The sequence below is a fragment of the Amycolatopsis keratiniphila subsp. keratiniphila genome, from assembly GCF_001620365.2.
Lineage (GTDB): Bacteria > Actinomycetota > Actinomycetes > Mycobacteriales > Pseudonocardiaceae > Amycolatopsis > Amycolatopsis keratiniphila.
This window is the reverse complement of the sequence record NZ_LQMT02000005.1, coordinates 277,261-301,406: the sequence shown is the minus strand read 5'-3', so window position 1 is coordinate 301,406 and position 24,146 is coordinate 277,261. Positions and strand designations below refer to the sequence as shown.

Genomic DNA, 24,146 nt, shown 5'->3' with positions numbered 1-24,146 from the left:
GTTTCGTTCCCTCGACCGTGAAGGAGAACTGGGTGAGCGCGGTCCCGGCAGAGGCAGCAATCCCCCTCGACGACGTGATCGAGGCGGTCGCCGAAACACTCGACATCGCGCCCGCGACGGTCGACGCGGACATCCCGCTGATGGCGCTGGGCTTGGAGTCGTTCACCGCGGTGCGGTTGCGGCGGCTGCTGCTGGACACCACCGGGGTCACTCTCGCGCTGACCGACTTCCTCGACCAGGCCACGGCCCGCTCCGTCGCCACCGCCCTCGGTGACCGGGCACGGCAGGACGATCCTGAGCCGCGCGACGAGACCTTCCCGCTCACGCCCATCCAGACCGCGTACTGGGTGGGACGCGATCCGGCGTTCCCGCTCGGCGGCGTGGCCACCTTCTACTACCGGGAGTTCGAGCGCGACACGCAGCCCGGCGAGGACGAGGCCGCTGTACTGGGCGCCGCCTGGAACACACTGGTGGAGCGCCATTCCGCGCTGCGCATGGTCGTCGACGCGGACGCCACCGGCCGGGTGCTGGCCAAGGTGCCGCCCTACCGGATCCCGGTGACGGACCTGAGGACACTGCCCGGCACCGACGCCGCGCGAGTCGCCGACGAGCTGCGCGCCGAGTGGTCCCACCAGACCCGGCCCACCGGCTGCTGGCCGCTGTTCGACCTCCATGTCGTGCTACTGCCCGGTCAGCGCACCCGGGTGTGTGTCGGGGTGGACGTGCTGGCGCTCGATCTCGCGGGCTGGATGCAGATCATGACGGAATGGGGTGCCCTGGTGGCCGACCCCTGCGCCGCGCTACCCGAACCCGGCACCACGTTCGCCGAGCTGGCGCGCCGCCGGGCCGCGCGCACGCCCGGCCCGGAGACCGAACGCGCCGCCCGCTACTGGGCCGACCGCGCCCTGCCGCCGGGGCCTGCCCTGCCCACAGCCACGGACGTCGCCACGATCGGCGCGCACCGGTTCAGCAGGCGCGCCACCGAGCTGGACGCCGCTCACTGGGCGGCGGTCAAGAAGACGGCCTCGTCGCACGGGGTCAGCCCGACGGCTTTGCTGCTGGCCGCGTACGGACTGACCCTGACCCGTTGGGGTGCCACCGCGGCCTTCTGCCTCAACACCACCCTGTTCGACCGGCCGGATGATCCCGAGCTGGCGCATGTGGTCGGCGACTTCACCTCGACGGTGCTCGTGCAGATGCCTGTCTGGGAACCGGAATCCGGATTCGGCGCCTACGTGCGCGCGGTCAACGAGCAGTTCTGGTCCGATATGGACAATCGCGAGGTGGACGGCATGCAGGCCGCCCGCCGGAGTCCCGCCTCGCTCGGCGCGCCGGCGCATCCCGTGGTGTTCACCAGCGGGCTCGGCCTTTCACCCGGCGGCGACGACCCGGCAGGCTGGCTCGGCACCGAGGTGTTCGGCGTCTCGCAGACGCCTCAGGTCCTGCTCGACCACATCGTCTACGAGGAGGGCGGCCGCCTTCGCGTGTGCTGGGACAGCGTCGACGGCGCCTATCCCGAAGGCCTTGTCGACGGCATGGCCGAGGCACATCTGCGGCTGCTGAGCACGCTGGCCGATCACCCGGACCGCTGGTCGGACCCGACGCTCGGCTGGATCCCCACTTTCGCGCCGCACGCCATCTTGGACGCCGCACCGTTCGGCGAGGCGGGCCCGCTGCTGGACGACCCGCTGCGCGCCGCGGCTCGGGAGGTTCCGGACGCGCCGGCGCTCTTGGGTGCCGAATCAGCGTTCAGCCACGGCGAACTCCTCCGCGCGGCCGAGGCGATCGGGCATGGCCTCACCACGGCGGGCGTCGGCCCGGGAGACCTCGTCGCGGTGTCGGCGCCCAAGGGCCCGGCCCAGATCGTGGCGATGCTCGGGGTGTCCGCGAGCGGCGCGGGCTACGTCCCGGTCGAACCGGCCTGGCCCGCCGAGCGCGTCGCCTCGGTGTGCGCCCAGGCAGGGATCGGCCACGCGCTCGTCACCGACGACGTCGAGCTGAGCTGGCCCGGCACCGTCACCGTCCACCCCGTCGTCCTCGACGCCACGGCCGGCACCGCCGAACGGCCGAACCGTCCCGCGCCGGACGACCTCGCGTACGTGATCTTCACCTCCGGTTCCACGGGAAAGCCGAAGGGCGTCGCCATCGAGCACCGCGCGGCCCGCACCACGATCGACGACCTCGTCGACCGGTTCCCCCTCACCCGCGACGACCGGATGCTCGCCCTGTCGGCGTTCAGCTTCGACCTGTCCGTGCACGACGTGTTCGGCGTCCTCGGCGCCGGCGGAGCACTCGTCCTGCCGAGCGCCGACCACCAGCGCGACCCCGGGCACTGGCTCGAACTCATGGCACAGCACCGCGTGACGCTGTGGAACACCGCCCCCGCGCTGCTGGAAATGCTCGTCGAATACGCCGAGATCGACCCCGGCCTCGCCGACCGCGCGCTGCGGTCGCTGCGGCTGGTCTTCCTTTCCGCCGACTGGATCCCCGTGACGCTGCCCGACCGGTTGCGCGCGCTCGCACCGCACGTCGAGATCGTCAGCCTCGGCGGCGCGACCGAGGCGTCGATCTGGTCGATCTGCCATCCGATCGGCGACGTCGACCCGGCCTGGCGCAGCATTCCCTACGGCCGTGCGCTGCGCGGGCAGAGCTTCGACATCCTCGACCCGGCAGGCCTGCCGGTGCCGGTCGGTGTGCCGGGCGAACTGCACATCGGCGGCGACGGCCTTGCCCAGGGCTACATCGGAGATCCGGAGCAGACCGCGCACCGGTTCGTGCGGCATCCGGTGCTGGACCGCAGGCTGTACCGGACCGGTGATCTCGGGCGGTGGCGGCACGACGGCACGATCGAGTTCCTCGGCCGCGTCGACCGGCAGGTCAAGATCCGCGGGCACCGTATCGAACTCGGCGAGATCGAGTCCGTGCTCGACCGCGCGGACGGCGTCCGCAAATCCGTGGCGATGTCCGTTCCCGGTCCCGACGACCGGCCGCGGCTGGTCGCCTTCCTCGTCCCCGCGGACAACGGGCGAACCCCGGACACCGCGGAACTCGCGGCACACCTGCGGACCAGGGTCCCCGAGTTCATGGTGCCTTCACGGTTCACGGTGCTGGACGGGTTCCCGGTGACAGCGAACGGCAAGATCGATTACGCCGCCCTGCCCAACCCGTACCGGCGCACCGAAACCCCCGCCGCCACGAAACCGTCCACAGTGGATGAAAAGGCACCCGTCACCCCGCAGAACTGGCTCACCGAGGCCTTGACGCGCGCGGCGGACCTCGGGCTCGAGGTGTCGCTGACCGTCTCCTCCGGCACGCTCACCCCGGCCGATGCGCTGGCCTCGGCCGCGGAATGGAGCCGCCGTACCAGGGCGGCGTCCTCGGGCCACGGCATCGACCTCGAGGAACGGCTCAGCGCGGACGGCCTCTTGAACCTCGCCCTTCCCTCGTCCACAAAGGACGCCGGGAGTGCCACGGTGGCACAACCCGAACCCGAGCGACGAGAAGCAGTACCGGCTGCCGCCAGCCCTGAGCTGGAGGAAACCGTGCTGGGGGTGTTCCGGTCCCTGCTCGGCTCCGGCGTCGACGCCACGACCGCGTTCTTCGAGCTCGGTGCCACTTCCCTGACCCTGGTGCTGGCGCACCGGCAGCTCGTCGCGCACGGATTCGACACGCTGACCGTGGTCGACCTGTTCAGCCACCCCTCCGTCCGCGCGCTCGCGGCGTTCCTGGCACCACACCATAGCCCGCCTGCCGCCGAAACACAGGCGCCTCCGGCACCGCGTGGCCGCCGCGCCGCCCGGCAGCAGGCGGAGCGGGTCGCCCGATGATCGCGATCACCGGACTCGCCTGCCGTTTCCCCGGCGCGGTCGACGCCGCCGCGTTCTGGGACCTGCTTCTGGCCGGCCGTAGCGGCCTCACCCGGTTCGGCCCGGACGAACTGCGCGCGGCCGGCGTCCCCGAGGATCTGGCCAGCGCGCCCGGCTACGTCCCGGTGGGCGGGCTCATCGACGGCCAGGACCTGTTCGATCCCGAACCGTTCGGGCTCACCGACGCCGAAGCCGCGCTGATGGACCCGCAGCAACGGCTGTTCCTTCAGATGTCCTGGCAGGCGCTGGAGCAGGCGGGCCATGGCGGCGGCGTCGGCGCGGGCACCGTCGGCGTCTACGCGGGTGCGTCGCAAAGCGCCTATCTGGCCAGCAATCTCGGCAGGCGCTGGGATCCGACCGGTGGTGGAGCCGACCCGGTCGGGAGTCTGCGCACGGCGATGGCCACCCACGGCGACTACCTGCCCCTGCAGGTCGCGTACCGGCTGAACCTGACCGGGCCCGCGATGTCGATCACCAGCACCTGTTCGAGCTCGCTGGTCGCGGTGCACACCGCGGCCCAGGCACTGCTGGCCGAGGAATGCGACACCGCGCTCGCGGGCGGGGTCTCGCTCATCGTTCCGCAGGGACACGGCTATCTCCATGTACCGGACGGGATCTACGCCGCGGACGGCGTCGTCCGGCCCTACAGCGCGCACGGCACCGGAATCGTCTACACCCAGGGCGTCGGCGCGGTCGTGCTGCGGCGGCTGGCCGACGCGCTGGCCGACGGCGACCCCGTGCTCGCGGTCCTGCACGGCTCGGCGGTCAACAACGACGGGGCGGTCAAGGCGGGATTCACCGCGCCGTCACCGCGTGGTCAGGCCCGGGTCATCGCGGAAGCGCAGACGGTCGCGGGCGTCGCGCCACGCCAGGTCGGTTACGTCGAGGGCCACGGCACCGCGACGGCACTCGGCGACCCCATCGAGGTCTCGGCCCTGCGTACCGTGTTCGGGCAGGCCGACCGGCCGTGGTGCGGGCTCGGCTCGGTCAAGGCGAACATCGGTCACGCCAACACCGCCGCCGGGATCGCGTCGCTGATCAAAACCGTGCTCGCGCGGTCCCACGGCGTGCTGCCCCCGGCACCGAATTCGGAACCGGTCAACCCGCGTCTCGGATTGGAGGGGTCCGCCTTCGCGCTCTCCGGCGATGCCCGGCCGTGGCCCGCGGACGCGGAGTTCGCGGGCGTCAGCTCCTTCGGTATCGGCGGGACCAACTGCCACGTCGTGCTCGGCCCCGCACCGGCGCGGCCACCGTCCACACCGGACGAACGGCCGCAGATCCTCGTCGTGTCCGGGCAGACCGACGCCGCCGCCCGCCAGGCGGCCAACGATTTGAGTGAGCACCTCCCCGGCCTCAAGGACTCCGCCGACCTCGCGGACTTGGCGTACACCCTGGACGAGGGCCGGACCCAGCACAGCAGGCGCATCGCCGTCGTCTGCGCGCCCGCCCGGATCGACGCCGCCGCGGCCGCCCTGCGTGAAGCGCGGCCTGTGCCCGCTTCCCGCCCCCGCGTGATCTTCGCCTTCCCAGGAGCGGGCAGCCAGTACCCGGGCATGGGATCGGCTCTGTACGCGAGCGAACCGGTGTTCGCCCGGACCGTCGACACCTGCGCCGAGCTGCTGCTTCCCCTGACCGGACACGACATCCGGCACGTGCTCGACGGTCGTGAGGACCGGGTCCGGGACGCGGCGGTCGGGCTGCCCGCGTTGTTCGCGGTGTCGCTGGCCACCGCGCGGTTGCTGGAGTCGTGGGACGTCCGGCCGGACGTCGTGCTGGGGCACAGCCTCGGCGAGTACACCGCCGCCGTGGTGTCGGGAGGGCTCGCCCTGCCGGACGCCGCCCGGCTGGTGGCGGTGCGCTGCACCGAAGTGTCGCGTGCCGCCGGCGGCGGTGCGATGCTGTCGCTGGACCTCGCCGACGTCTCCGGTCTGCTGGCGGCACATCCGGATGTCGACCTCGCCGCGCTCAACGGACCCGCCGGATCCGTGGTGTCCGGCCCGGCCGACGCCATCACGGCACTGGAAGCCGAAGCGGTCGCCGCGGGAATCCGGGGCCGGCGGCTGCGCGTGGACACGGCACTGCATTCCCGGCTCGTCGACCCCGCGATCCCCGCCGTCCGTGCCGCCGCGGCGAACCTCGCCGCCACAACGCCGGAAATCCCGATGATCAGCACGCTCACCGGTACCACGGTCACCGATGAACTCGGTACGGCCGAACACTGGGCGCGGCAGCTGCGGGATCCCGTCGTGTTCTCCCCGGCCCTGCGGGTCGCGCTCGATCCGGCGCCTGTCGTGCTGGTCCAGGTCGGCCCGGGCAGCAGCCTGGTGACGCTGGCCCGTGCGCACGGCGACCCGGCACTGCTCGATTCGGCCATCACGCTCGACCACGACCGCGTCGACCTCGAAGCCGAATCCGTTCGCGCCGCCGTCGCGCGCTTGTGGGCACACGGCGGGGAAATCGGGCTCAGCGCGCAACGCCGCGGCCAGCGTGCGCGGGTCGCGGCGCCCGGGTACGCCTTCCAGCCCCGACGGCTCTGGATCGACCCACCTGCCGAGCCGGTGACGCCTGCCCGTGCTCCCGGGCTCCTCCGGCTGCCACGGTGGCGTCAGCTTCCCCCGCTCTCCGGTACGACGACGGCAGGCCGTTTCCTGCTGGCCGCCGATTCCCCGTCACCGATCGCCGAAGCACTCGGTATGTCCACAGTGGAGGATCACGAACCGGGGTCCCCCATCGACGGCGTCGTCGTGCTGACCGCACCCGGGCAGGAGGTGAGCGAGGTCGTCCTGGCCCACGCCGAACTCGCGAGGAAGCTCAGCGGGACGACCGTGCCGAAGCTGCTGGCGGTCACGTTCGGCGCGGACCGGGTCGAAAGCCTCGACACGGTGACGCCCGGCGCCGCCGCGGCCCGTGCGCTCAGCCGGGTCCTGGCCCAGGAACATCGCGGGATCCGGTGGCGCACGGTCGATCTTCCTCCGGCCACCGACCCCGGCCTCGCGGCGAAAGCGATACTGGACGAGCTCGCGGATCTCGTCCGGTCGCCGGACGAACGCGGCGGGCAGATCGCCTGGCGATCCGGCGTCCGCTGGCAACGGGACATCGAGGTCTGGCCGCTCACCCCGCCGTCCACGACCGTCCGGGAACCGCGGCGAGCCGTCGTGTCCGGTGGGCTCGGTGACGTCGGGCTCGTCGTCGCGGAACGCCTCGCCCGCCGTGGCGCCGCGGTCGTGATCACCTCGCGGCGCCCGGCCTCCGACGTGCCCGACGCGGCCCGGACCCTCGACGCGCTGAAGGCCGACGGCCTCGACATCCGCACCCGTACGCTCGACGCGTCCGATGTGGACGGTTGGCGCGGCCTGCTCGCCGAACACGAACCCGACGTGATCGTGCACGCCGCCGGAGCGGCCGCCACCACCCGGGCAGTTCCGCTTCGCGACGCCACACCGGACCAGGTCAACGCGCAGCTGCTGGGCAAGGTCGGTGGTGCGCGGGCGCTCCAGGCGGCCATCGACGCACTACCCGAAGCGTCCCGGCCCGGCCTGGTGGTCCTGATGTCCTCGGCCGCCACGCTGGTCGGCGGGATCGGCACCGGCCCGTACGCGGCGGCCAACGCCGCGCTCGACGCGCTCGCGACCGCCAACACCGGCTGGACGAGTGTCGTCTGGGACGGCTGGAGCGTCGGGCCCGGCGGCGCGGACCGGGAAGTGGCCCTGCGCGACGCGCTCGACGCCGCGACCGGCGGCCGGGCCTTCGACCTGGTACTCGACCGGTATCTCGCCGGATCCGTGCCGCCGGTCGTCGCGGTGTCCCGCACCGATCTCACCGAACGGATGGCCACCGCGGCGTACACCGCACCGGGTGAGCAGGGTGACGCCGGTGTTTTCGCCGACCCGCTGCAGGAGCGGATCGCGCGGCTGTGGAGCGACCTCTTCGGCGTCGCGATCACCTCGCCGGACGCGGATTTCTTCGCACTGGGCGGCCATTCCCTGCTGGCGACCGGCATGCTCGCCGCCCTCACCCAGGACCACGGCGTCCGGCTCCGGCTGGCCGATCTGCTCGCCGCCCCGACCGTGGCCGGGCTGGCGGACCTGCTGCGAGCACGCGACGTCACTCCCCCTTCGCCCCGGACTCCGATTCCCGCGACCGCGGCCGAGCCCGGATCCTTTCCGCTGACCCGGGTCCAGCACGCGTACTGGATCGGCCGCGACGGTGGCTACCGCTGGGGTGACGTGCCGTGTCACTTCTTCCTCGAGTACGACTGTGCCGAGCTGGACCTGGCGCGCTACGAGGACGCGTGGAACAAGGTGATCGCCCGGCACCCGATGCTGCGGTCCATCGTGGACTCACAGGGGCAGGCGCGGGTGCTGCGTGACCTGCCGCGGTACCGGATCCGCACCCACGATCTGCGCGCACTGTCCGAAGTGGACAGAAACCGTCGCCTTTCGGCCATCCGCGACCGCGTCGGTCGCAAACCCGGACCGGCCGACCGCTGGCCGTTGTTCACGGTCCAAGCGGCCCTGCTGCCCGGCGGGCGGACCCGTTTGTTCCTCGGCGTGGACGTACTGATCTGCGACGCCGCGAGCTGGTGGATCGTCGATCGCGACCTGCACGCCTGCTACACCGACCCGGCCCGTGTGCTCGAACCGGTCGGGATCCACCCCGCCGACTGCGTCCGGGCGCTCGAAGCTCGACGCGACGGCGCGGACGGTGTCCGTGCCGCCGAGTACTGGCGGGCCCGGCTGACGGCGATCCCCGAGGCACCGCCCATCCCCGTCGACGAGGAAGCCGCCGCGGGCCGTTTCGTCCGGCACGCCGCCACGCTCGACGCCACGAGCTGGGAACGGCTGCGGCGGATTGCCGCCGAGCACCGCGTCACCCCCACCGCCGTTCTGCTCACCGTGTACACCGACGTGCTCGCGGCCTGGTCGGGCCGGGACGCGTTCAGTGTGATGCTCACGCTGTTCGACCGGCCGGACATCCACCCGGACGTCCCGAACGTCGTCGGCGACTTCACCTCCCTTGTCCTGCACGCGACCGAGGAGGCGGACCTCGGCACCTTCGCCGAACGGGCCCGTCGCACCCAGCGGCGGCTGTTCGACGACCTCGACCACCGCGAGTTCTCGGCGCTGGACGTGCTCGCGGAGAAGTCCAGCGCACAGGGCGAGGTCGCCGCCGTGCCCGTCGTGTTCACCAGCGCGCTCGGGCTGACCGAGGTCATCGGCGCCGACCACGACCCGCGTTGGATCGGCCGGAAGGTCGCAGCATTGAGCCAGACCCCGCAGACCCTGCTCGACCACCAGGTCCTCGAAGAGGGCGGTGAGCTGCTGCTGCAGTGGGATGTCCTCGACCCCGTGGTGCCGGCCGGGCAGGTCGCCACCGCGATCGCCGACCACGTCGCCAGGGTCAGGCGGCTCGCCGACGATCCGGCGTCGTGGACCGGCGGATCGCGGGCGCCGGTGGAGGACGCCGACATCGCGTTGCTGCTGCGGGAGGGCGTTCCGGACGGCCGGACCCTGTTCCTGCTACACCCCTCGGGCGGGGACGTGCTGTGCTACACGGAGCTGTCCCGGCTGCTCGACAGGGAGACCACCGTCGTCGCCCTGACCGACCCCGGCCTGTCCGGTGGCGACGCGCCCGACAGCGTGGACGCGCTCGCCGCGCTCTATCTCGGTGTCCTCCGCCGCCACCAGCCCATCGGCCCGTATCTGCTGGGCGGCTGGTCGATGGGCGGCGACCTGGCCCAGCGGATGGCCTGTCTGCTGCACGAGTCCGGGGAGCACACCGAACTGCTGGTGCTCCTGGATTCCAACGAGCCGAGTCACATCACCGATGTCCCCGGCGGCGACGCCGAGATCCGCCGCCGCTACCTCGCATCGCTGGCGGGCTACCTCGACACGGAACTCGCCGCCGCCCAGGAGCCAACCCAGTCCGAAGTGGACACTGTGTTGCGGGAGCACGGATTGCTGCGCGCGGGCACCAGCGCCGCCGCACGCGTCGAGGTGTTCGCGCGGCACCTGCGGGGGCTGGCCGGCTACCGGCCACCGCGGCTCGGCGATCCGGAAACCCGCACCCTGATCGTCAAGGCGGGGCAGCGCTCTCCGGTCAACTCCGGTATCGGCATGGGCGTCGACGACGTCCCCGGTGATCCCGCCGACCTCGGCTGGACACCCCTCCTCACCCGGCCACCCACGACGTCCACAGTGGACGCGCACCACTACGCCCTTCTGCGCGGCGAAACGGTCGCCGCGATCGCGGCGCTGATCAACGACGAACTCTCCCACCCCGAAAGGCCGCTCTCGTGACCCGCGTTCCCCGCCGCATCGCCCTCCTGGTCGCGGCCACCCTGACGGCCACCGCCTGCACCTCGGGCAACGCCACCCCGGCATCGGGGGGTCTCCTGCGCTACGCGGCGGTCGGCTCGGCGGCCACCGCGAGCAACGACCCGCACGGCGGACTCGGCAACGAATCCGACGCGTTGCGGTTCGCCCTGCTCTACGACGTGCTCACCGTCGCGGGGCCTGACGGCACCACGGTGCCCCGCCTGGCCACCGCGTGGGAACCGGACTCCTCGCAGACCCGGTGGAAGATCACCCTGCGCGCGGACGCCACGTTCAGCGACGGCCGGAAGGTGACCGCCGCCGACGCGTTGTACTCGCTGCGCCGGATGCAGGCCAAGGCGGCCGAGAACTACGGCCGGATGGCGATGTTCGATCTGGACGGCTCCCGCGCGATCGACACGTCGACGCTGGAACTGCGCACGCGGACGGCGTTCGCGGCGGTGCCGGAAGCCCTGCAGTCGGCGACCTTCGTGGTGCCCGAGGGCACGACGGATTTCACCAAGCCCGCGCCGGGGTCCGGTCCGTACCGGATGACCGGCGGTGATCCCGCCAACGCCGTCCTCGAACGCAACGACGGCTGGTGGGGAACGAAACCGCCGACGAAACGGATCGAGATCCGCGCGCTGGCCGACCCGCGGGCCCGCGCGGACGCGGTCCGCTCGGGGCAGGCCGACGTCGCGGGCAGCGTCAGCCCGGCCGCGGCCGCGCAGGCCGAACGCGCCGGCACGCAGGTGGTCCGCCGTCCCGCGGTCACCACCTATCCCGTGGTGATGCGGCTCGACCGAGCACCGTTCGACAAGCCCCAGGTCCGCGAAGCCGTCAAGCTCGCCACCGACCGGCAGCAGCTCACCGACACCGTGTTCGGCGCGTACGGCAAGGTCGGCAACGACCTGCTCACCCCGGCCGATCCCAGCAGTCCTCAGCTCCCCCAGCGGGTTCGTGATCTCGATCGGGCCCGCGCGCTGATGGCCGAAGCCGGATACCAGGGCGGTGTGGACGTCACTTTGCACACCACGACCGCCTACCCCGGGATGGACTCCACCGCGACACTGCTCGCCCAGCAGCTCGCACCGATCGGCCTCAAGGTCACCGTGAAGGTCGATCCCCCGGAGAGTTTCTGGACGAAGACCTACGCGCAGGCCGATTTCTACGTCAGCTACCTCGGCGGGATCGGCTTCCTCGACGTCTCCCGCATCGCGCTGCGCGCGGCCTCGCCCACCAACGAGACCGCGTGGAACCGCCCTGACTGGGAACGCGACCTCGACGCCGCGCTCGCCGACCCCGACACAGCGCGACGCATCCAGGTTTTCGGTTCCCTGCAAGGGAAACTCCGGGACGAAGGTGGCTATCTCGTATGGGGAGTCGGGGACGGACTCGACCTGTCCCGTCCCGGGGTCGGCGGCTTGCCGACCGGGCCCGGGTTCGCGCGGCTGTTCATCGACCAGGTGCGGATCACCGCGTGAGCGCTCGTTCGTCGTCGGCCCGCACGGGCAGTCTCGTGCTGGTGCGGGCCGCCGCGACCGCCATCGTGGTCTCGGCCGTGGTGTTCGCCGCGGTCAGTGCCCTGCCTTCGGACGCGGCCGAGACCCGGACCGGGAGCCGCGCGGACGCGGAAACCCTGCGGCAGCTGCGAGAAACCCTCGGCTTGGACGCGCCGCTGTGGCAGCGCTGGGGACAGTGGACCGCGGCGATCCTGCGTGGTGATTGGGGACGTTCACTCGTCACCGACCGGCCGGTCGCCGATCTGCTGCTGCCCCGGCTCGAAGCCACGGCCGTGCTCACGGCGGCGGCGGTGCTGATCGCGCTGCCGCTCATGTTCGCCCTCGGCTGGGCCATCGGCGGCAGCAGGCCCGGCTGGGCACGGCGGTGGGCCGCGCTGAGCACGACCGTCTCGTCGATCCCGCAGGTCGTCGTGGTCGCCGGCCTCGTCCTCGTCCTCAGCGCGCTGCTCGGCTGGCTGCCACCGGTGTCCCTGCTGTTGCCCGGCGGGTCGCCGCTGGACCGGCCGGATCTGCTGGTGCTGCCGTCGCTCGCACTCGCCCTGCCTGCCGCGGCCTGGGGCGGCGGACTGCTCGGTGGCGCCGTCGCGGACGCCTGCGCGGCACCCCACGTCCGTGACGCCGTGGCGCGGGGCGTCACCGGCCTGCGACTGCACGTCCGGCATGTGCTGCCGTTCGTGCTGTCCCCCGCGATCCGCGCGGCCGCGACGCTGACCGCCGGCACCGTCACCGCGGCGGCCGTCGTCGAAACCATGCTCGGCTACCAGGGGCTGGGCGAATTGCTCGTCACCGCGGTCGCGGGCCGGGACACGCCGGTCGTCGCGGCGGTCGGGTTGATCGGTGCGCTGATCGTCGTCGCGGGCACCGCGCTGGCGGATCTCGCGGCCACGGCCGCCGATGTCCGGCGGGAACGGCGATGAAGACCGGCTGGTTCACCGCGGCGGCGCTAGCGGTCGTCACACTCGCCGGAGGCCTGCTGGCACCACGGGATCCGGCGGCCGTCTCGGGTGCGCCGTTCACGCCGCCTGGGCTCGGCCATCTGCTGGGCACCGACGTGCTGGGCCGGGACGTGCTGTCGCGGTCGCTGGCGGGTGGGGCGGGCCTGGTGCTGCTCGCGGCCGCGGCGGGGGCTATCACCTGCGTGCTGGGTGTCGCCGGTGGACTGGTCGCGGGCTGGAACGACGGCCTGCCGGGGAGGCTGATCACCGGACTCGCCGATGTCCTCGTGGCGCTGCCACTGCTGCTGGTCGCGCTCGTGCTCGCGGTGGCCGTACCCGGTCCGGTCGCGGTCGTCGTGGCCACGGTGTGCGGCGGAGCGCCGCTGACGACGCAAATCGTCCGCGACACCACCCGACGGACCCGTGCGGCAGGCTGGGCCGACGCCGCCCGCGGCCGGGGCGAGAACACCGCAGTGCTGCTGGTGCGGGAGATGGCCCCGGCCATGGCCGGGCTGATCGTGGCCGAGGCGGGGCTGCGGTTCGTGCTCGGGCTGCAACTGGCCTGCACGATGACGCTGCTCGGGTTCGGTGCCCAGCCGCCAGAGCCGGACTGGGCGCTGATGCTGCGCGAAAACCTGCCAGGGGCCGCGGACAACCCCGCGGCCGTGGCCACGCCGGCGCTCCTGCTCGCGGCGCTGGCCTGCCTGGTCACGTGGGCACTGCGGGCACGCCGCCGGGAACCGGTGACGGCATGACCCAAGCGGAGCTGACCGTGCGCGGCCTGACCGTCCACAACGGACTGGGTCATCCCGTGCTCGGCGACGTCAGCCTGGACGTCCCCGCGAACACCGTAGTGGCCGTGACCGGCCCTTCCGGCAGTGGGAAGACGACGCTGCTGCGGACGATCCTCGACGTCCTGCCGCCCGGGCTGCACAGGGTGAGCGGCGAAATCACGTGGGCCGGGACACCGGTGTCGCCAGGCCGCTCGTCGGCCGCCTGGCGACGCCGGGCCACCGGGCTTCTCGGCCAGGACCCGGCGGGCACGCTGAATCCTCTGTGGACGGTCGAACGCCTTGTCTCCGAATCGGGCGGGAGCCAGGTCGACGACGCGCTGCGCACCGCTGGGCTGGACCCCGCCGCGGTCCGGACGAAACGGCCGCATCAGCTCTCCGGCGGGCAGGCACAGCGGGTCGCACTCGCCAGGGCGATCGCCGGTCGTCCCCCGCTCCTGCTGCTCGACGAGCCGACCAGCGCGCTGGACGCGGACGCCGTCCGCCGCGTCGCCGACGTGGTCCGCCGACGTCGCGACGAACGTACCGGCGCCACCCTGATCATCTCGCACGACCGCGAGTTCGTGGCCGCGCTGGCCGATCGCGTGATCGACTTCGGCTCGCCGCCGCTCGTCCTGCCTTCATCGCCCGCACGACCGCCGACCACCCAAGCCGTCCTCACGGTGTCCGCGGTGGGCATCGAGCGGCCCGTATCTCTGGTCCGTGACGCGACCTTCACCGTGCACGGTGGCGAACTGGTCGTGCTCGTCGGCGCTTCCGGTAGCGGGAAGACGACGTTGTTACGCGCGCTGGCGGGACTTCACGAGGTCCACACCGGACAGATCACCTTGGACGGCCGTCCGCTGCCGTCGCTCCGGACCCGTGACCGGGACCAGCTGCGCGCGATCCAGTACCTGGCGCAAGATCCGCTCGACGCCCTCAACCCCGCGCACCGGGCGATCACCGCGGTCGCCCGCCCCGCCCGGGTCCTGCGCGGATTCTCCCGTCACCAGGCCCGTTCGGCGGCGGAAGAGCTCCTGCTCGCCGTCGGGCTCGACCCCGCGACCGGACGACGCCGCCCCGGCGCGCTGTCCGGCGGGCAGCGGCAACGTGCCGTCCTCGCCCGCGCGCTCGCCACCCGGCCGCGGATGCTGCTCGCCGACGAACCGACGTCGGCACTCGACGACGAGACCGCCGAGGCCGTACTCGGGCTGCTGGCCCGTCACCGCGCCGACGGGATGGCCGTCCTGGCCGCCACCCACGACCCCCGCGTCGTCCGCTACGCGGACCGAGTCCTTCGGCTGCACGACAGCCTGCTCGCCGAAACCGCGGTGAACCCGCGCGACGAAGGAGGAATCACCCTGTGCCCGAACCATTGACCAGGCCCGACACCACACTCTTCGCCACGGTGGCGGCGAAGCTGCGCACCCATCCGTGGATCGGCCATGCCGAGCCCACGGACTCGGGCGTACGGATCCATCCCGCCGCGCACTTGCTCGCGACGACGCCGGTGCCTGGCGCGCTCGTCACCGAATACCTCGAGCACTGGAGCGAGGTCTACCAGCTGACCTATGACGCCGCTCCCCGCGACGTCCCCGGGGACCTCGACCTCAGCGGCTGGCGGGCGTCCGACACCGGTGAACCGCTGCCCACCGTCCACATGCGACAGTGGGTGGAGCGGACCGTCGACCTCATCGTGGGCCTGCGGCCGGAGTGGATACTGGAGCTGGGTTGCGGCACCGGCATGCTCCTGCACCGGCTCGCTCCCCTCGTCCAGGGCTATGTCGGCACCGACGTCGTCGCCGACTCCGTCCGCCCGCTCCCCTCCGTACCGGGCACCGTGAGGACCGTGCGCGCGGCCGCCCACGAAACGGACGCTCCCGTGGTGTCCTCCGCGATGGCCGCCGCCGGCTTCCCCGCCGCCGGGCCCGACTGCGTGGTACTCAACTCCGTCACCCAGTGCTTCCCCGACACCGGCTATCTGGACGCGGTCGTGCGCGCGGCCGTACGCACGGTGGCCCCGGGCGGGTATGTGGTGATCGGCGACAACCGGCACGCGGGGCTGCACGCCGAGTTCAGCACGTGGGTCGAGCGGCGGCGTGGCACCGGCCCCGATCTGGCCGACCGCGCCGAAGCCAGGGCGGAGCGGGACGAGGAACTGCTGTTCGATCCTGTCGCGCTGGCGCGGATCGCCGCCAAGGCCGGTGCCGACGCCGGGCGCGAGATCCGGATCGCGACGTTCCCCAAGCTCCTCGACGCGGATTCGGAGCTGACCCGCTACCGCTTCGACTGCGTTCTCGCGGTCGATCCGGCCTTTCCGTCGGCCGATCCCCGCCCGTTGCGCTGGCCGGACGTCGCCGACCGGCTGGACACCGTGCTCGACGGCTCCGGCGTCCGGATCCCGGACATCCCCAACGGCGCTCTCCCCGATGCGCCGGGATCCTCGATCACGGCCGCCCGGTTGGCCTCGCTGGTGGCACGGAACGACGCGCGCGTGACGCTGGCCGCCCACGATCCCCGGCTGCTCGAGGTGGTGTCCCCCGCGTCGGCGGCTTGGCGCCCGGCCGCCGAAGTCGCCGCGCTGCCCGGCGGGAACTCCCACGAACCCTTGCGGCGCTTCACCCTGCAGCGGTTGCGTGCCACGGCCCGCGCCTGTTTGCGCGACCTGCCCGGCGCCCGCGGTGTCACCGTCGAGGTCGCCCCCGCTCCGCACCCGGCGAGCACGACGTGATCGCCGCGGAACCGTGCCACCAGGCCGGGCTGGCCGCCATCGACGGCGTCGACCTCGCGGCCCTGCCCGAGGCGATGCGCGGGCTGGACGACGCGGCGACGGACACCATGGCGGCCACGCTTCGCCGGGCCGGCCTGTTCCGCCCCGGCGTCAGCCACCGCCCCGAGCAGGTCCTCCAGCGGCTGCGGGTCGCCGAACGGCACCGCTGGATCGTCCGCGGCTGGCTGCGCGCCCTGATCGGGCACGGGAAGCTGCGCGCGTCGGACGACGGCACCGTGCTGCGTGACCTCGCCCCGGCGCCCGCGCATCCCGCGCCACTGGCCGGGTTGTGCGCGCGGCTGGGTTATCCGGCCGAGGTGAGCGGGTTCTTCGACGCCACCGCGGCGCGGCTGCCCGAGCTGCTACGCGACGAAGTCACCCTGCAGTCCGTGCTGTTCGGGACCGACAGCACGGCGACCGCGGACGGCGTCTACCGCGAGAACGTGATCAACGGCTACCTCAACGCCGCTCTCGTGGAGGTCCTTCGCACGGCATCGCCTGCGACGCCGCGCGTCCTGGAACTCGGCGCGGGTGTCGGGGCCACGGCGATCCCTGTCCTGAGTGGACTGACCGGCGACCTCGACTACCTGTTCACCGACGTGTCCCGCTATTTCCTCGACACCGCGAAGAAGATCCTGGCGCACGACGATCGGGTGCGGTTCGGCGAACTCGACATCAACGACCCCGGTACGCACTCGGTCGAGCCGGAATCCTGCGACGCCGTGATCGCGGCGAACGTCCTGCACAACGCCGTCGACGTCCGTGCCGTTCTCGAAACGGCGCGGTCCTGGCTGCGGCCGGGCGGGTTGCTGCTCGTCGTCGAGTCCTGCGGTGAACTCCTCCAGGCCGCGGTCTCCATGCAGTTCCTGATGTCCCCGGCCGCCGGTCGTCCCGCGGCGGGCTCGGCGGATCTGCGCGTCGGGAGCGACCGGATCTTCCTCACCCGCGACGAATGGCTCGGCGAATTCCGCCACGCGGGCCTGCGGCCGCTGCTGGACCTGCCCCGTCGCGAACACCCGCTCAGCACCCTCGGCCAGTCGCTGCTGGCCGCCACCCCTTCGGAACCTGGAGCACTCTCATGACCACCACCCTTGACCACCGGGAGCCACTGGCCGAGATCTGGGGCGAGCTGCTCGGGCTCGACCCTGCCGAGGTACCGCACGACGCGGGTTTCCTCACTCTCGGCGGCGATTCCGTGCTCGCCGTCCGCATGTCCGCGCAGGTCCGCAAGCAGCTCGGCGTCGTACTCGCGCTGTCCGACATCCGCGTCGAGATCACACTCAGCGAGCTCGCCGAGCTGATCGCCCGCCGCGCCACCGGCGGTGGCCGGGCGCTGCCCGTGGAGGTCGCCAAACGCGCCGACCCGGACGAGCCGTTCCCCCTGCTTCCCTTGCAGCAGGGGTATTTCGTCGGCCAGCAGGACGGTTGGGAACTGTCCTACCCCTCGGCACACCACTACGTCGACATCGGACTGTCCGAAGTGGACCCCGACGACGCGCCGGAAGCACTCCAGGACGCGTTGCGCAGGCTGGTCGTACACCAGCCGACACTGCGAGCCCGTGTGCTGCCCGACGGACGGCAGCGCATCCTTCCCGCCGACGATCCGGCCACCGTGCCCGGCCTCGTCGTCAACGACCTTCGCGGCGTCCCGGCCGACGACGTCGCGCGCTCACTGGCTTCCCTGCGGCACGAGATGAGCACGAACGGCCCCAATCCCGGCGACGGCCCGGGGATCGACATCCGGCTGACACTGCTCGACGACGGCAACGCACGGCTGCACTGCGCGGTGAGCCTGCTCATCATCGACGGCTGGTCGTCCAACGTGTTCTATCGCGACCTGTTCTCGCTGGTCGCCGACTGGAACGCCACCCTCGCACCCCTGGAGGTCGACTACGGCGACTACGTGACGTCGGTTCGGCGGCTGCCCGGCACCGCGGCGTGGGAGGCCGACCGCGACTGGTGGTTCGACCGGCTCTCCGGCTTCGGGCAGCCGCCCGCGCTGCCGCTGCGTCTCGACCCCGCCGAAGCGCGCCCCGATCTCATGGCCACGACGCAGCAGACGCTGGACGCGCCGACCTGGGCCGCCGTGCGAGCACAGTGCGCCGCGCACGGCGTCACCCCTTCCGCGGCCGTGTTCACCGCCTACGCGTGCGTTCTCGCCCGTGCCGCCGGGCATCGCGTCATGCTGCTGAACTCCTTGCAGCTCAACCGGTTGCCCCTGCATCAGGACGTGCACCGCATCATCGGCGCGTTCGCGTCGACCATGCTGATCCCCGTCGAGCTGGACGCTTCGGCTTCCTTCACCGACCTCGCGCTGGCGTGCCAGCGTCAGTTCGGCGACGCCGCCGCGCACAACCTCGTCAGCGGTGTCGAGGTGTCCCGTGAGCTGGGCAGGCACCGCGGAACACACCGGCCGGTGGCGCCCGTGGTCTTCCAAAGCACCCTCGGCATGGACGCGGCGATGGGCCAGCGGCTGCCCGGGGACGCCGGGCCGCTCGGGGTGATCGACATGCACGACCACCATCAGCAGCTCCGCACCCCGCAGGTCGCGCTCGAAGTCCGGCTGTTCGAACTCGACGACACCATGACCGCGGTGTTCTCCTACGTCGAGGAGATCTTCGAACCCGGCCTCATCACCGGCATGTTCGCCGAACTGCTCGACCACGTCCGGACACTCGCCGAGCCGGGCGCCTGGGACTCGCCCGTACCTCTGCCCGGCCGGGAACATCCCGATCCGGCTCCGGACACCCTGGTATTGGGCCGGTATACGCGGTCCGACACGGCGGAGGCCGAGGAATCCGGGCCGCCGCGCGACGACGTGGAACGCCGGATCGCCGCGCTGTGGCAAGAGATCCTCGACGTCGCGGAGGTCGACCGGGCCGGGAACTTCTTCACGATGGGCGGGGACTCGCTGCTCGCCGTGCGTGCACTGGCCCGCGTCGCGCGCGAAACCGGCACCGCGGTGAGCGTCCGTGACTTCCTCGCCTCACCGACCCTCGCGAGTGTGGCCGCCCGGATCCGCGCCGCACGGCCACATTCGACGTGAGCGGGCCGCTAAGCCTGTTCCGTGCCGGCCAATCCGGCGCGGAACAGGCCCTGCTCCAGCCAGACCGCCGCGCGCACGCCGTCGGCGGCGGCCTGGCTGACCAGCGTCAACGCGTCGGGCAGCACGGGCAGCCTCGCCAGGTCTCCCGCCGCGGACACCCCGGGCACCGTGGTGGCCTGGAACTCGTCGACCCGGACACAGCCGTCATCGAGGATTTCGCAACCGAGGTCGGCGGCGAACGGCGCGCCCTGCCGCGTCGGGGCCCGGTGGAACAGCGCCTCGCGCCGCACCACCTCACCGCCGGCCAGATGGACCTCCACCGCGTCCAGCTCACCGGCGACCCGCTCGACGCGGTCCGTCCGCACCGGGATCCCCGCCTTGTCCAACCGGGCCAGCGCTTCGGCGGGCAGCTCGTGCGCGCCGTCGGTCAGGACCACGACGTCCCTGCCGAACCGGTCGGCGACGTACAGCCCGAGCATCACCTGCGGCACGTCACGGCCGAGTACGGCGAGGGTTTTGCCAGTGGTCTCGTAACCGTGGCAGAACGGGCAGTGGAACACGCATTTGCCGAACCGCTCGGCCAGTCCCGGGATATCCCAGGGCTCGTCCACCTGCCCGGTGGCGAGCACGAGCCGCCGCGCCCGCTCGACGCGGCCGTCCGCCAGCTCCACGCGGAAGTCGTCCAGTTCCCCGGAAACCGCCGCCACCCGCGCGGTCTCCAGCCTCACCGTCTCGTAACCGGACAGTTCATCGCGGCCGACCCGCAGCAGCTCCGCCGGGGAGAACCCGTCCCGGCTCAGGAACATGTGCACGCCGTCGGAAGGAGCGTTGCGCGGCTGCCCCGCGTCGAGCACCAGCGTCGAACGCCGTTGCCTGCCCAGTACTTGCGCGGCGCTCAGCCCCGCGGCCCCGCCGCCGATCACGATGACATCGAACACGATCACACTCCCTCGACCCAGGTCCTGATAATGACTATCACTATCAGAAATCACCTGGCCGGTCGACGTCCCCGCTCGGAAAGGTCCTGACAATGACCATCGCGATCCTCGGCGGCTACGGCGCCGTCGGCGCCACCGCGGCCCGGCGGCTCGCCGCCCACGACGGCAACCCGATCCGTGTCGGCGGCAGGAATCTTCGCTCCGCGTCCGCGTTGTGCGAAGAGCTCGGCGAAAACGCTTCCGCTCACGTCGTCGATCTGACCGACAGCCGTTCCCTGGCCACGTTCTGCGCCGGAGCCACTGTCGTCCTCAACTGCGCCGGGCCCTCGTACCGCGTCCTCGACACCGTCGCGCTCGCCGCCCGCGCCGCGGACGCCCACTACGTCGACGTCGCCGGAGATCAGCCTCTGTTCCGACGGCTCGACGCCCTGCCGCCGTCCGATCGGCTCGCCGTCATCTCGGCCGGTGTCATGCCCGGCCTGACCGCGATCCTGCCCCGGGGGCTGCTCGGCGACGACCCCGCGCGCACTGGCATCGACCTGCACGTCGGCGGCCCCGTCCGGATCACACCGGTCTCGGCACAGGACATCCTGCTGGCCACCGGACCCGACTTCGGCGCACCGCTGGCGTCTTGGCGCGACGGCGAAGTCGTCCAGGGATCGGTGAGTCCACAATGGAATGTCAGCCTGCCCCACTTCGGCCCCGCCGTGCACGCCCTGCCGTATCTGACCACCGAATCCGCGGATTTCGCGCGCCACCACGACATCGGCGAACACCGGAGCTACTCGGTGTACGTGTCCGAACGGATCCCGACCACGCTGGCCACCGCCTGGGCCGAATCTCCCGACGACCCCACGGCCTGGGCCGGAGAGCTCGCCAAGGCCGCGACCGAAGACCTCTCCGAGCACGCACCCCGCTACACGATCCTCGTGCGACGCCACGACCTCGACCACCAGACCCCGCCGGCTTGGCGGCTGCTTCAGACCACCGACCCGTACCGCTTGAGCGGTGTCGTCGCCGCGCTCACGGTCCAAGCCGTCCTCGCGAGCAAGTCGACCGGGACCCACCCGGCATGGCGATTCCTCGACCCACAGGAGATCTGGACAACCTTGGCCGACGATCCGCTCTGTCACACCGAAACGCACGGACTGGCTTGTACGGCACCAGAACTCAAGGCCTGACCATCAGGACTTTCCTCCGCTGGACGAGGCGGCCCGCCGCCAGGCCGGCTTACGCAGCAGCCGCAGTGCGTTGAGCCGACGATGGTCGTGCCCCTTTCGCGCCCAGGCCGGGACGCACCATGGCTGTCCACCGAAGGCCGGCCGGGCCAGATCGGTCACTGCACCCGATGTATCGCCACGCCACCTTTGCTTACCCCACAATTCGCACTACCGGGACGGCGGCCTCAGACAGTGCGGACGCAGGCGCACTGCCCTGCCACGAGCGTGCCCTCCGCGGCCTTCGCGGCTTCCGGCGTGGCGACCGCGGCGCGGCCTCCGACCTCGGCCTTCCCGATGCGTGGCCAGACCGCCAGTGCCGTGATGGCTCCGATCGCCGCCAGGCCCGCCAGCACGGTCCACGCGGTCGTGAAGCCCGCGTTCGTGGCGACCCAGCCCGCGATGGGATAGGTGACCAGCCAGGCCAGGTGGGACAGCGAGAACTGGGCGGCGAAGACCTCGGGAATGCCGGCGGGATCGACCGTCCGGCGAAGCACTCGGCCGGTCGGCGTGATGATCAGCGCCATCCCGCCGCCGATCGCCACCCAGATCACCCCGGTCGGAAGTGTCGCGGCGACGCCCGCCGCGGACATCGTCACCGCCGCGCCTGCCGCGAGCACCAGTACCGCGGCACCGGTCAGCATCACGGACCGGTCCGCCACCCGGTCCAGGACACGCGGGAGGACGACGGCGACCAGCAGCGTCCCCATACCGGACGCGGCCAGCATCCAGGCCACGTCGGATTGGGTTCCGTCGAGAACGTCGCGGACGTAGTTCACGGTGTTGACGACCACGATGGAGCCGACGGAGGCGACCACGAGGTTCAGTGCCATGACACCGCGCAGACTCGGAGTGGCCGCGAAAGTGCGGATCCCCGACATGACCCGGTCCCAGGCGTTCGTGTGCGAACTGGGGCGCGCGTTGGGGATGCGCGTGGACAGCACCAGCAGCGCGGACACCGCGAACCCGACGGAGGTGCCGAGGAACAGCAGGTCGAACGACATGAAGGTCAGCGCAACAGCCGCGAGCACGGGGCTCAACAGGCTCTCCATGGTGGAGGCCACCTGTGATGCCGACAGGGCTCGGGTGTAGTCGGCCTCCTTGGTCACGATGTCGGGGATGACCGCCTGAAAGGTCGGGGTGAACGCCGCCGACGCGGTCTGGAGCACGCCGATGAGGACGTAGATCTGCCACACCTCGGTGACGAACGGCAAGGCGATCACCACCAGCGCGCGCACCACGTCGAGGACGGTGAGGAACAAGCGCCTCGGCAGCCGATCGACGTAGGCGGCCGCGAGCGGTGCGACGACGACGTAGACGACCATCTTGATCGTCAGCGCGGTGGCGAGAACCGCACCGGCACGCGGACCCGCGAGCCCGTACGCGAGCAGCCCCAGTGCGACGGTGGCCAAACCGGTGCCGAACAACGCGATGATCTGCGCGCTGAACAGCCGCCGGTAGTCGCGTATCGCGAACAATCCCATGTCCGTCTCCTTTCAGGCAGCTCCCAGATACCCCCGGTGGGTATATACAGCTCACTGTTTATATAGGGACTGGGGGTATGAGTCAAGAGCCGATCGACGCTCAGGCCGCAAATACCCCCTAGGGGTAGTGAGGGCTGAAACACATTGAACTTCGATCGCGTTGGTGACACTGTTCCTGACATCGGGCAAGACACCCCCCTGGGGTATGCGAAAGGGGATCACGATGAACACGGGAACGCACCACGCTCACCACGCACACGGCCACCACGGACACGGCGGCGCGGGCGCCGTCGCGGAGGGGTTGCAGATCGCCAAGGACGGCTACGTCCTCGTTCCGGAGACACTTCGGCTGACGGCCGGGGAGGAGGTCGACTACCGGTTCCGGATTCTCGGGAAGGACGGCGCTCCGCTGACCGCCTTCGCCGAGACCCACGAGAAGAAGATCCATCTGATCGTCGCCCGCCGGGACCTCACCGGGTTCTGGCACCTGCACCCGGCCGAGCTGGGCGACGGTGTTTGGACGGTCCGGCTGAACCTGCCGGAGGCGGGTGAGTACCGGGTGTTCACGGACTTCTGGCCGGAGGGCGCGGACAAGGGACTCACGCTCGGCGCGGACCTGGCCGTGGCGGGCACCTACGAGCCGCGCCCGGTGCCGGAGCAGGCCGCCGTCTTCGAGGTCGACGGCTACGAGGTCGGCATCAAGGGTGACCTGCGGCCCGAGGAAACCAACCAGCTGGTGCTCGCGGTGCACCGCGACGGTGAACCGGTCACGGATCTGCAGCCCTACCTCGGCGCCTACGGGCACCTTGTCACGCTGCGGCTGGGCGACCTCGCATACGTCCACGTCCACCCCGACGGCGCCCCCGGCGTCGGCGAGACACAGCCGGGCCCGGAGATCGCCTTCCAGGCCCACGTTCCCAGCCCGGGAACCTACCGGCTGTTCCTGGACTTCAAACACGAGAACGTGGTCCGCACCGCCCAGTTCACCGTCGTCGCCGAGTAGCCCGCAGGGGTACGGCATGTTTTTTTGCCGCATTTGTCCACGCCGGTCCGTTTCCGCAGATGCCGTGGGCCGGTTTGGTCAGTGGTGATTCGTCGAACCTTCTCCGCTGAGCAGGTCCACGCCGACGACCTCGCCGCGGTGACCGAAGGCGAGCCATGCCTGCCCCCAGCCGTGCGCAGCGCCCCCTGGTCACCGTTCTGGCGGCTGGGGCTGCTGCGCATGTCGCCCGGCCGGCACGACGCCCTCACCGAATCACCGCTGGTGAACACCGCCCGCGCCC

13 protein-coding genes are annotated in these 24,146 nt (G+C 71.8%); 11 read left to right on the top strand and 2 right to left on the bottom strand.

Annotated features, from left to right (window positions below; translation table 11 throughout):
- Nucleotides 1–32: 32 nt before the first annotated feature.
- From AVR91_RS03405 to AVR91_RS03365, 9 genes are read left to right on the top strand one after another with little or no spacing between them, the layout of a single operon-like run.
- Nucleotides 33–3,827 carry a non-ribosomal peptide synthetase gene (locus AVR91_RS03405; protein WP_211282622.1) on the top strand — a complete coding sequence of 1,265 codons (3,795 nt, stop codon included), beginning with the start codon at nucleotides 33–35 and terminating at the stop codon, nucleotides 3,825–3,827.
- Nucleotides 3,824–10,165 (top strand): type I polyketide synthase, encoded by a 6,342-nt coding sequence (locus tag AVR91_RS03400; RefSeq protein ID WP_063271285.1) that lies wholly within the window; start codon nucleotides 3,824–3,826, stop codon nucleotides 10,163–10,165. The genes AVR91_RS03405 and AVR91_RS03400 overlap by 4 nt, the downstream gene beginning before the upstream one ends.
- On the top strand, nucleotides 10,162–11,664 hold the full coding sequence (locus AVR91_RS03395) for an ABC transporter substrate-binding protein (protein ID WP_063271284.1): 1,503 nt from the start codon (nucleotides 10,162–10,164) through the stop codon (nucleotides 11,662–11,664). The genes AVR91_RS03400 and AVR91_RS03395 overlap by 4 nt, the downstream gene beginning before the upstream one ends.
- The gene (locus tag AVR91_RS03390) at nucleotides 11,661–12,620 is read left to right on the top strand and encodes an ABC transporter permease subunit (RefSeq protein WP_197684748.1); all 960 of its coding nucleotides are present in this window, start codon (nucleotides 11,661–11,663) and stop codon (nucleotides 12,618–12,620) included. Before AVR91_RS03395 ends, AVR91_RS03390 begins: the two co-directional genes overlap by 4 nt.
- Complete coding sequence (locus AVR91_RS03385) at nucleotides 12,617–13,393, top strand: ABC transporter permease subunit (protein ID WP_063271283.1); 777 nt, start codon at nucleotides 12,617–12,619, stop codon at nucleotides 13,391–13,393. Before AVR91_RS03390 ends, AVR91_RS03385 begins: the two co-directional genes overlap by 4 nt.
- Nucleotides 13,390–14,787: an ABC transporter ATP-binding protein gene (locus tag AVR91_RS03380; RefSeq protein WP_063823084.1), complete on the top strand. Its 1,398-nt coding sequence runs from the start codon at nucleotides 13,390–13,392 to the stop codon at nucleotides 14,785–14,787. Before AVR91_RS03385 ends, AVR91_RS03380 begins: the two co-directional genes overlap by 4 nt.
- Entirely contained in the window at nucleotides 14,772–16,139 is a 1,368-nt protein-coding gene (locus AVR91_RS03375) for a methyltransferase (RefSeq protein WP_143253856.1), read from the top strand. The genes AVR91_RS03380 and AVR91_RS03375 overlap by 16 nt, the downstream gene beginning before the upstream one ends.
- Nucleotides 16,136–17,260, top strand: a complete 1,125-nt coding sequence (locus AVR91_RS03370; protein WP_063271281.1) for a class I SAM-dependent methyltransferase — start codon at nucleotides 16,136–16,138, stop codon at nucleotides 17,258–17,260. Before AVR91_RS03375 ends, AVR91_RS03370 begins: the two co-directional genes overlap by 4 nt.
- Nucleotides 17,257–19,224, top strand: coding sequence for a condensation domain-containing protein (locus tag AVR91_RS03365; protein WP_063271280.1), 1,968 nt, complete (start codon nucleotides 17,257–17,259; stop codon nucleotides 19,222–19,224). Before AVR91_RS03370 ends, AVR91_RS03365 begins: the two co-directional genes overlap by 4 nt.
- 8 nt (nucleotides 19,225–19,232) lie before the next feature.
- Here AVR91_RS03365 and AVR91_RS03360 read toward each other — a convergent pair whose 3' ends face one another.
- Nucleotides 19,233–20,162: an NAD(P)/FAD-dependent oxidoreductase gene (locus tag AVR91_RS03360; RefSeq protein ID WP_063271308.1), complete on the bottom strand. Its 930-nt coding sequence runs from the start codon at nucleotides 20,160–20,162 to the stop codon at nucleotides 19,233–19,235.
- A 92-nt stretch (nucleotides 20,163–20,254) separates the two neighbouring features.
- Here AVR91_RS03360 and AVR91_RS03355 point away from each other — a divergent pair, with 92 nt between their 5' ends.
- Nucleotides 20,255–21,343 carry a saccharopine dehydrogenase NADP-binding domain-containing protein gene (locus tag AVR91_RS03355; RefSeq protein ID WP_063271279.1) on the top strand — a complete coding sequence of 363 codons (1,089 nt, stop codon included), beginning with the start codon at nucleotides 20,255–20,257 and terminating at the stop codon, nucleotides 21,341–21,343.
- A 224-nt stretch (nucleotides 21,344–21,567) separates the two neighbouring features.
- On the opposite strand, the gene AVR91_RS03350 is transcribed toward AVR91_RS03355, so the two are convergent.
- Nucleotides 21,568–22,863, bottom strand: coding sequence for an MFS transporter (locus tag AVR91_RS03350; RefSeq protein ID WP_063271278.1), 1,296 nt, complete (start codon nucleotides 22,861–22,863; stop codon nucleotides 21,568–21,570).
- Between the two features lie 223 nt (nucleotides 22,864–23,086).
- Between AVR91_RS03350 and AVR91_RS03345 the strand changes: the two genes are divergently transcribed.
- Nucleotides 23,087–23,866: a hypothetical protein gene (locus AVR91_RS03345; RefSeq protein ID WP_063271277.1), complete on the top strand. Its 780-nt coding sequence runs from the start codon at nucleotides 23,087–23,089 to the stop codon at nucleotides 23,864–23,866.
- The last annotated feature ends 280 nt before the right edge of the window (nucleotides 23,867–24,146 follow it).

Excerpts from the sequence above, each read along its gene's own strand:
- AVR91_RS03365 (WP_063271280.1), top strand. The coding sequence starts at position 17,257 with ATGACCACCACCCTTGACCACCGGGAGCCACTGGCCGAGATCTGGGGC.
- AVR91_RS03350 (WP_063271278.1), bottom strand. The coding sequence starts at position 22,863 with ATGGGATTGTTCGCGATACGCGACTACCGGCGGCTGTTCAGCGCGCAG.
- AVR91_RS03380 (WP_063823084.1), top strand. The coding sequence starts at position 13,390 with ATGACCCAAGCGGAGCTGACCGTGCGCGGCCTGACCGTCCACAACGGA.
- AVR91_RS03400 (WP_063271285.1), top strand. The coding sequence starts at position 3,824 with ATGATCGCGATCACCGGACTCGCCTGCCGTTTCCCCGGCGCGGTCGAC.
- AVR91_RS03355 (WP_063271279.1), top strand. The coding sequence starts at position 20,255 with ATGACCATCGCGATCCTCGGCGGCTACGGCGCCGTCGGCGCCACCGCG.
- AVR91_RS03385 (WP_063271283.1), top strand. The coding sequence starts at position 12,617 with ATGAAGACCGGCTGGTTCACCGCGGCGGCGCTAGCGGTCGTCACACTC.
- AVR91_RS03345 (WP_063271277.1), top strand. The coding sequence starts at position 23,087 with ATGAACACGGGAACGCACCACGCTCACCACGCACACGGCCACCACGGA.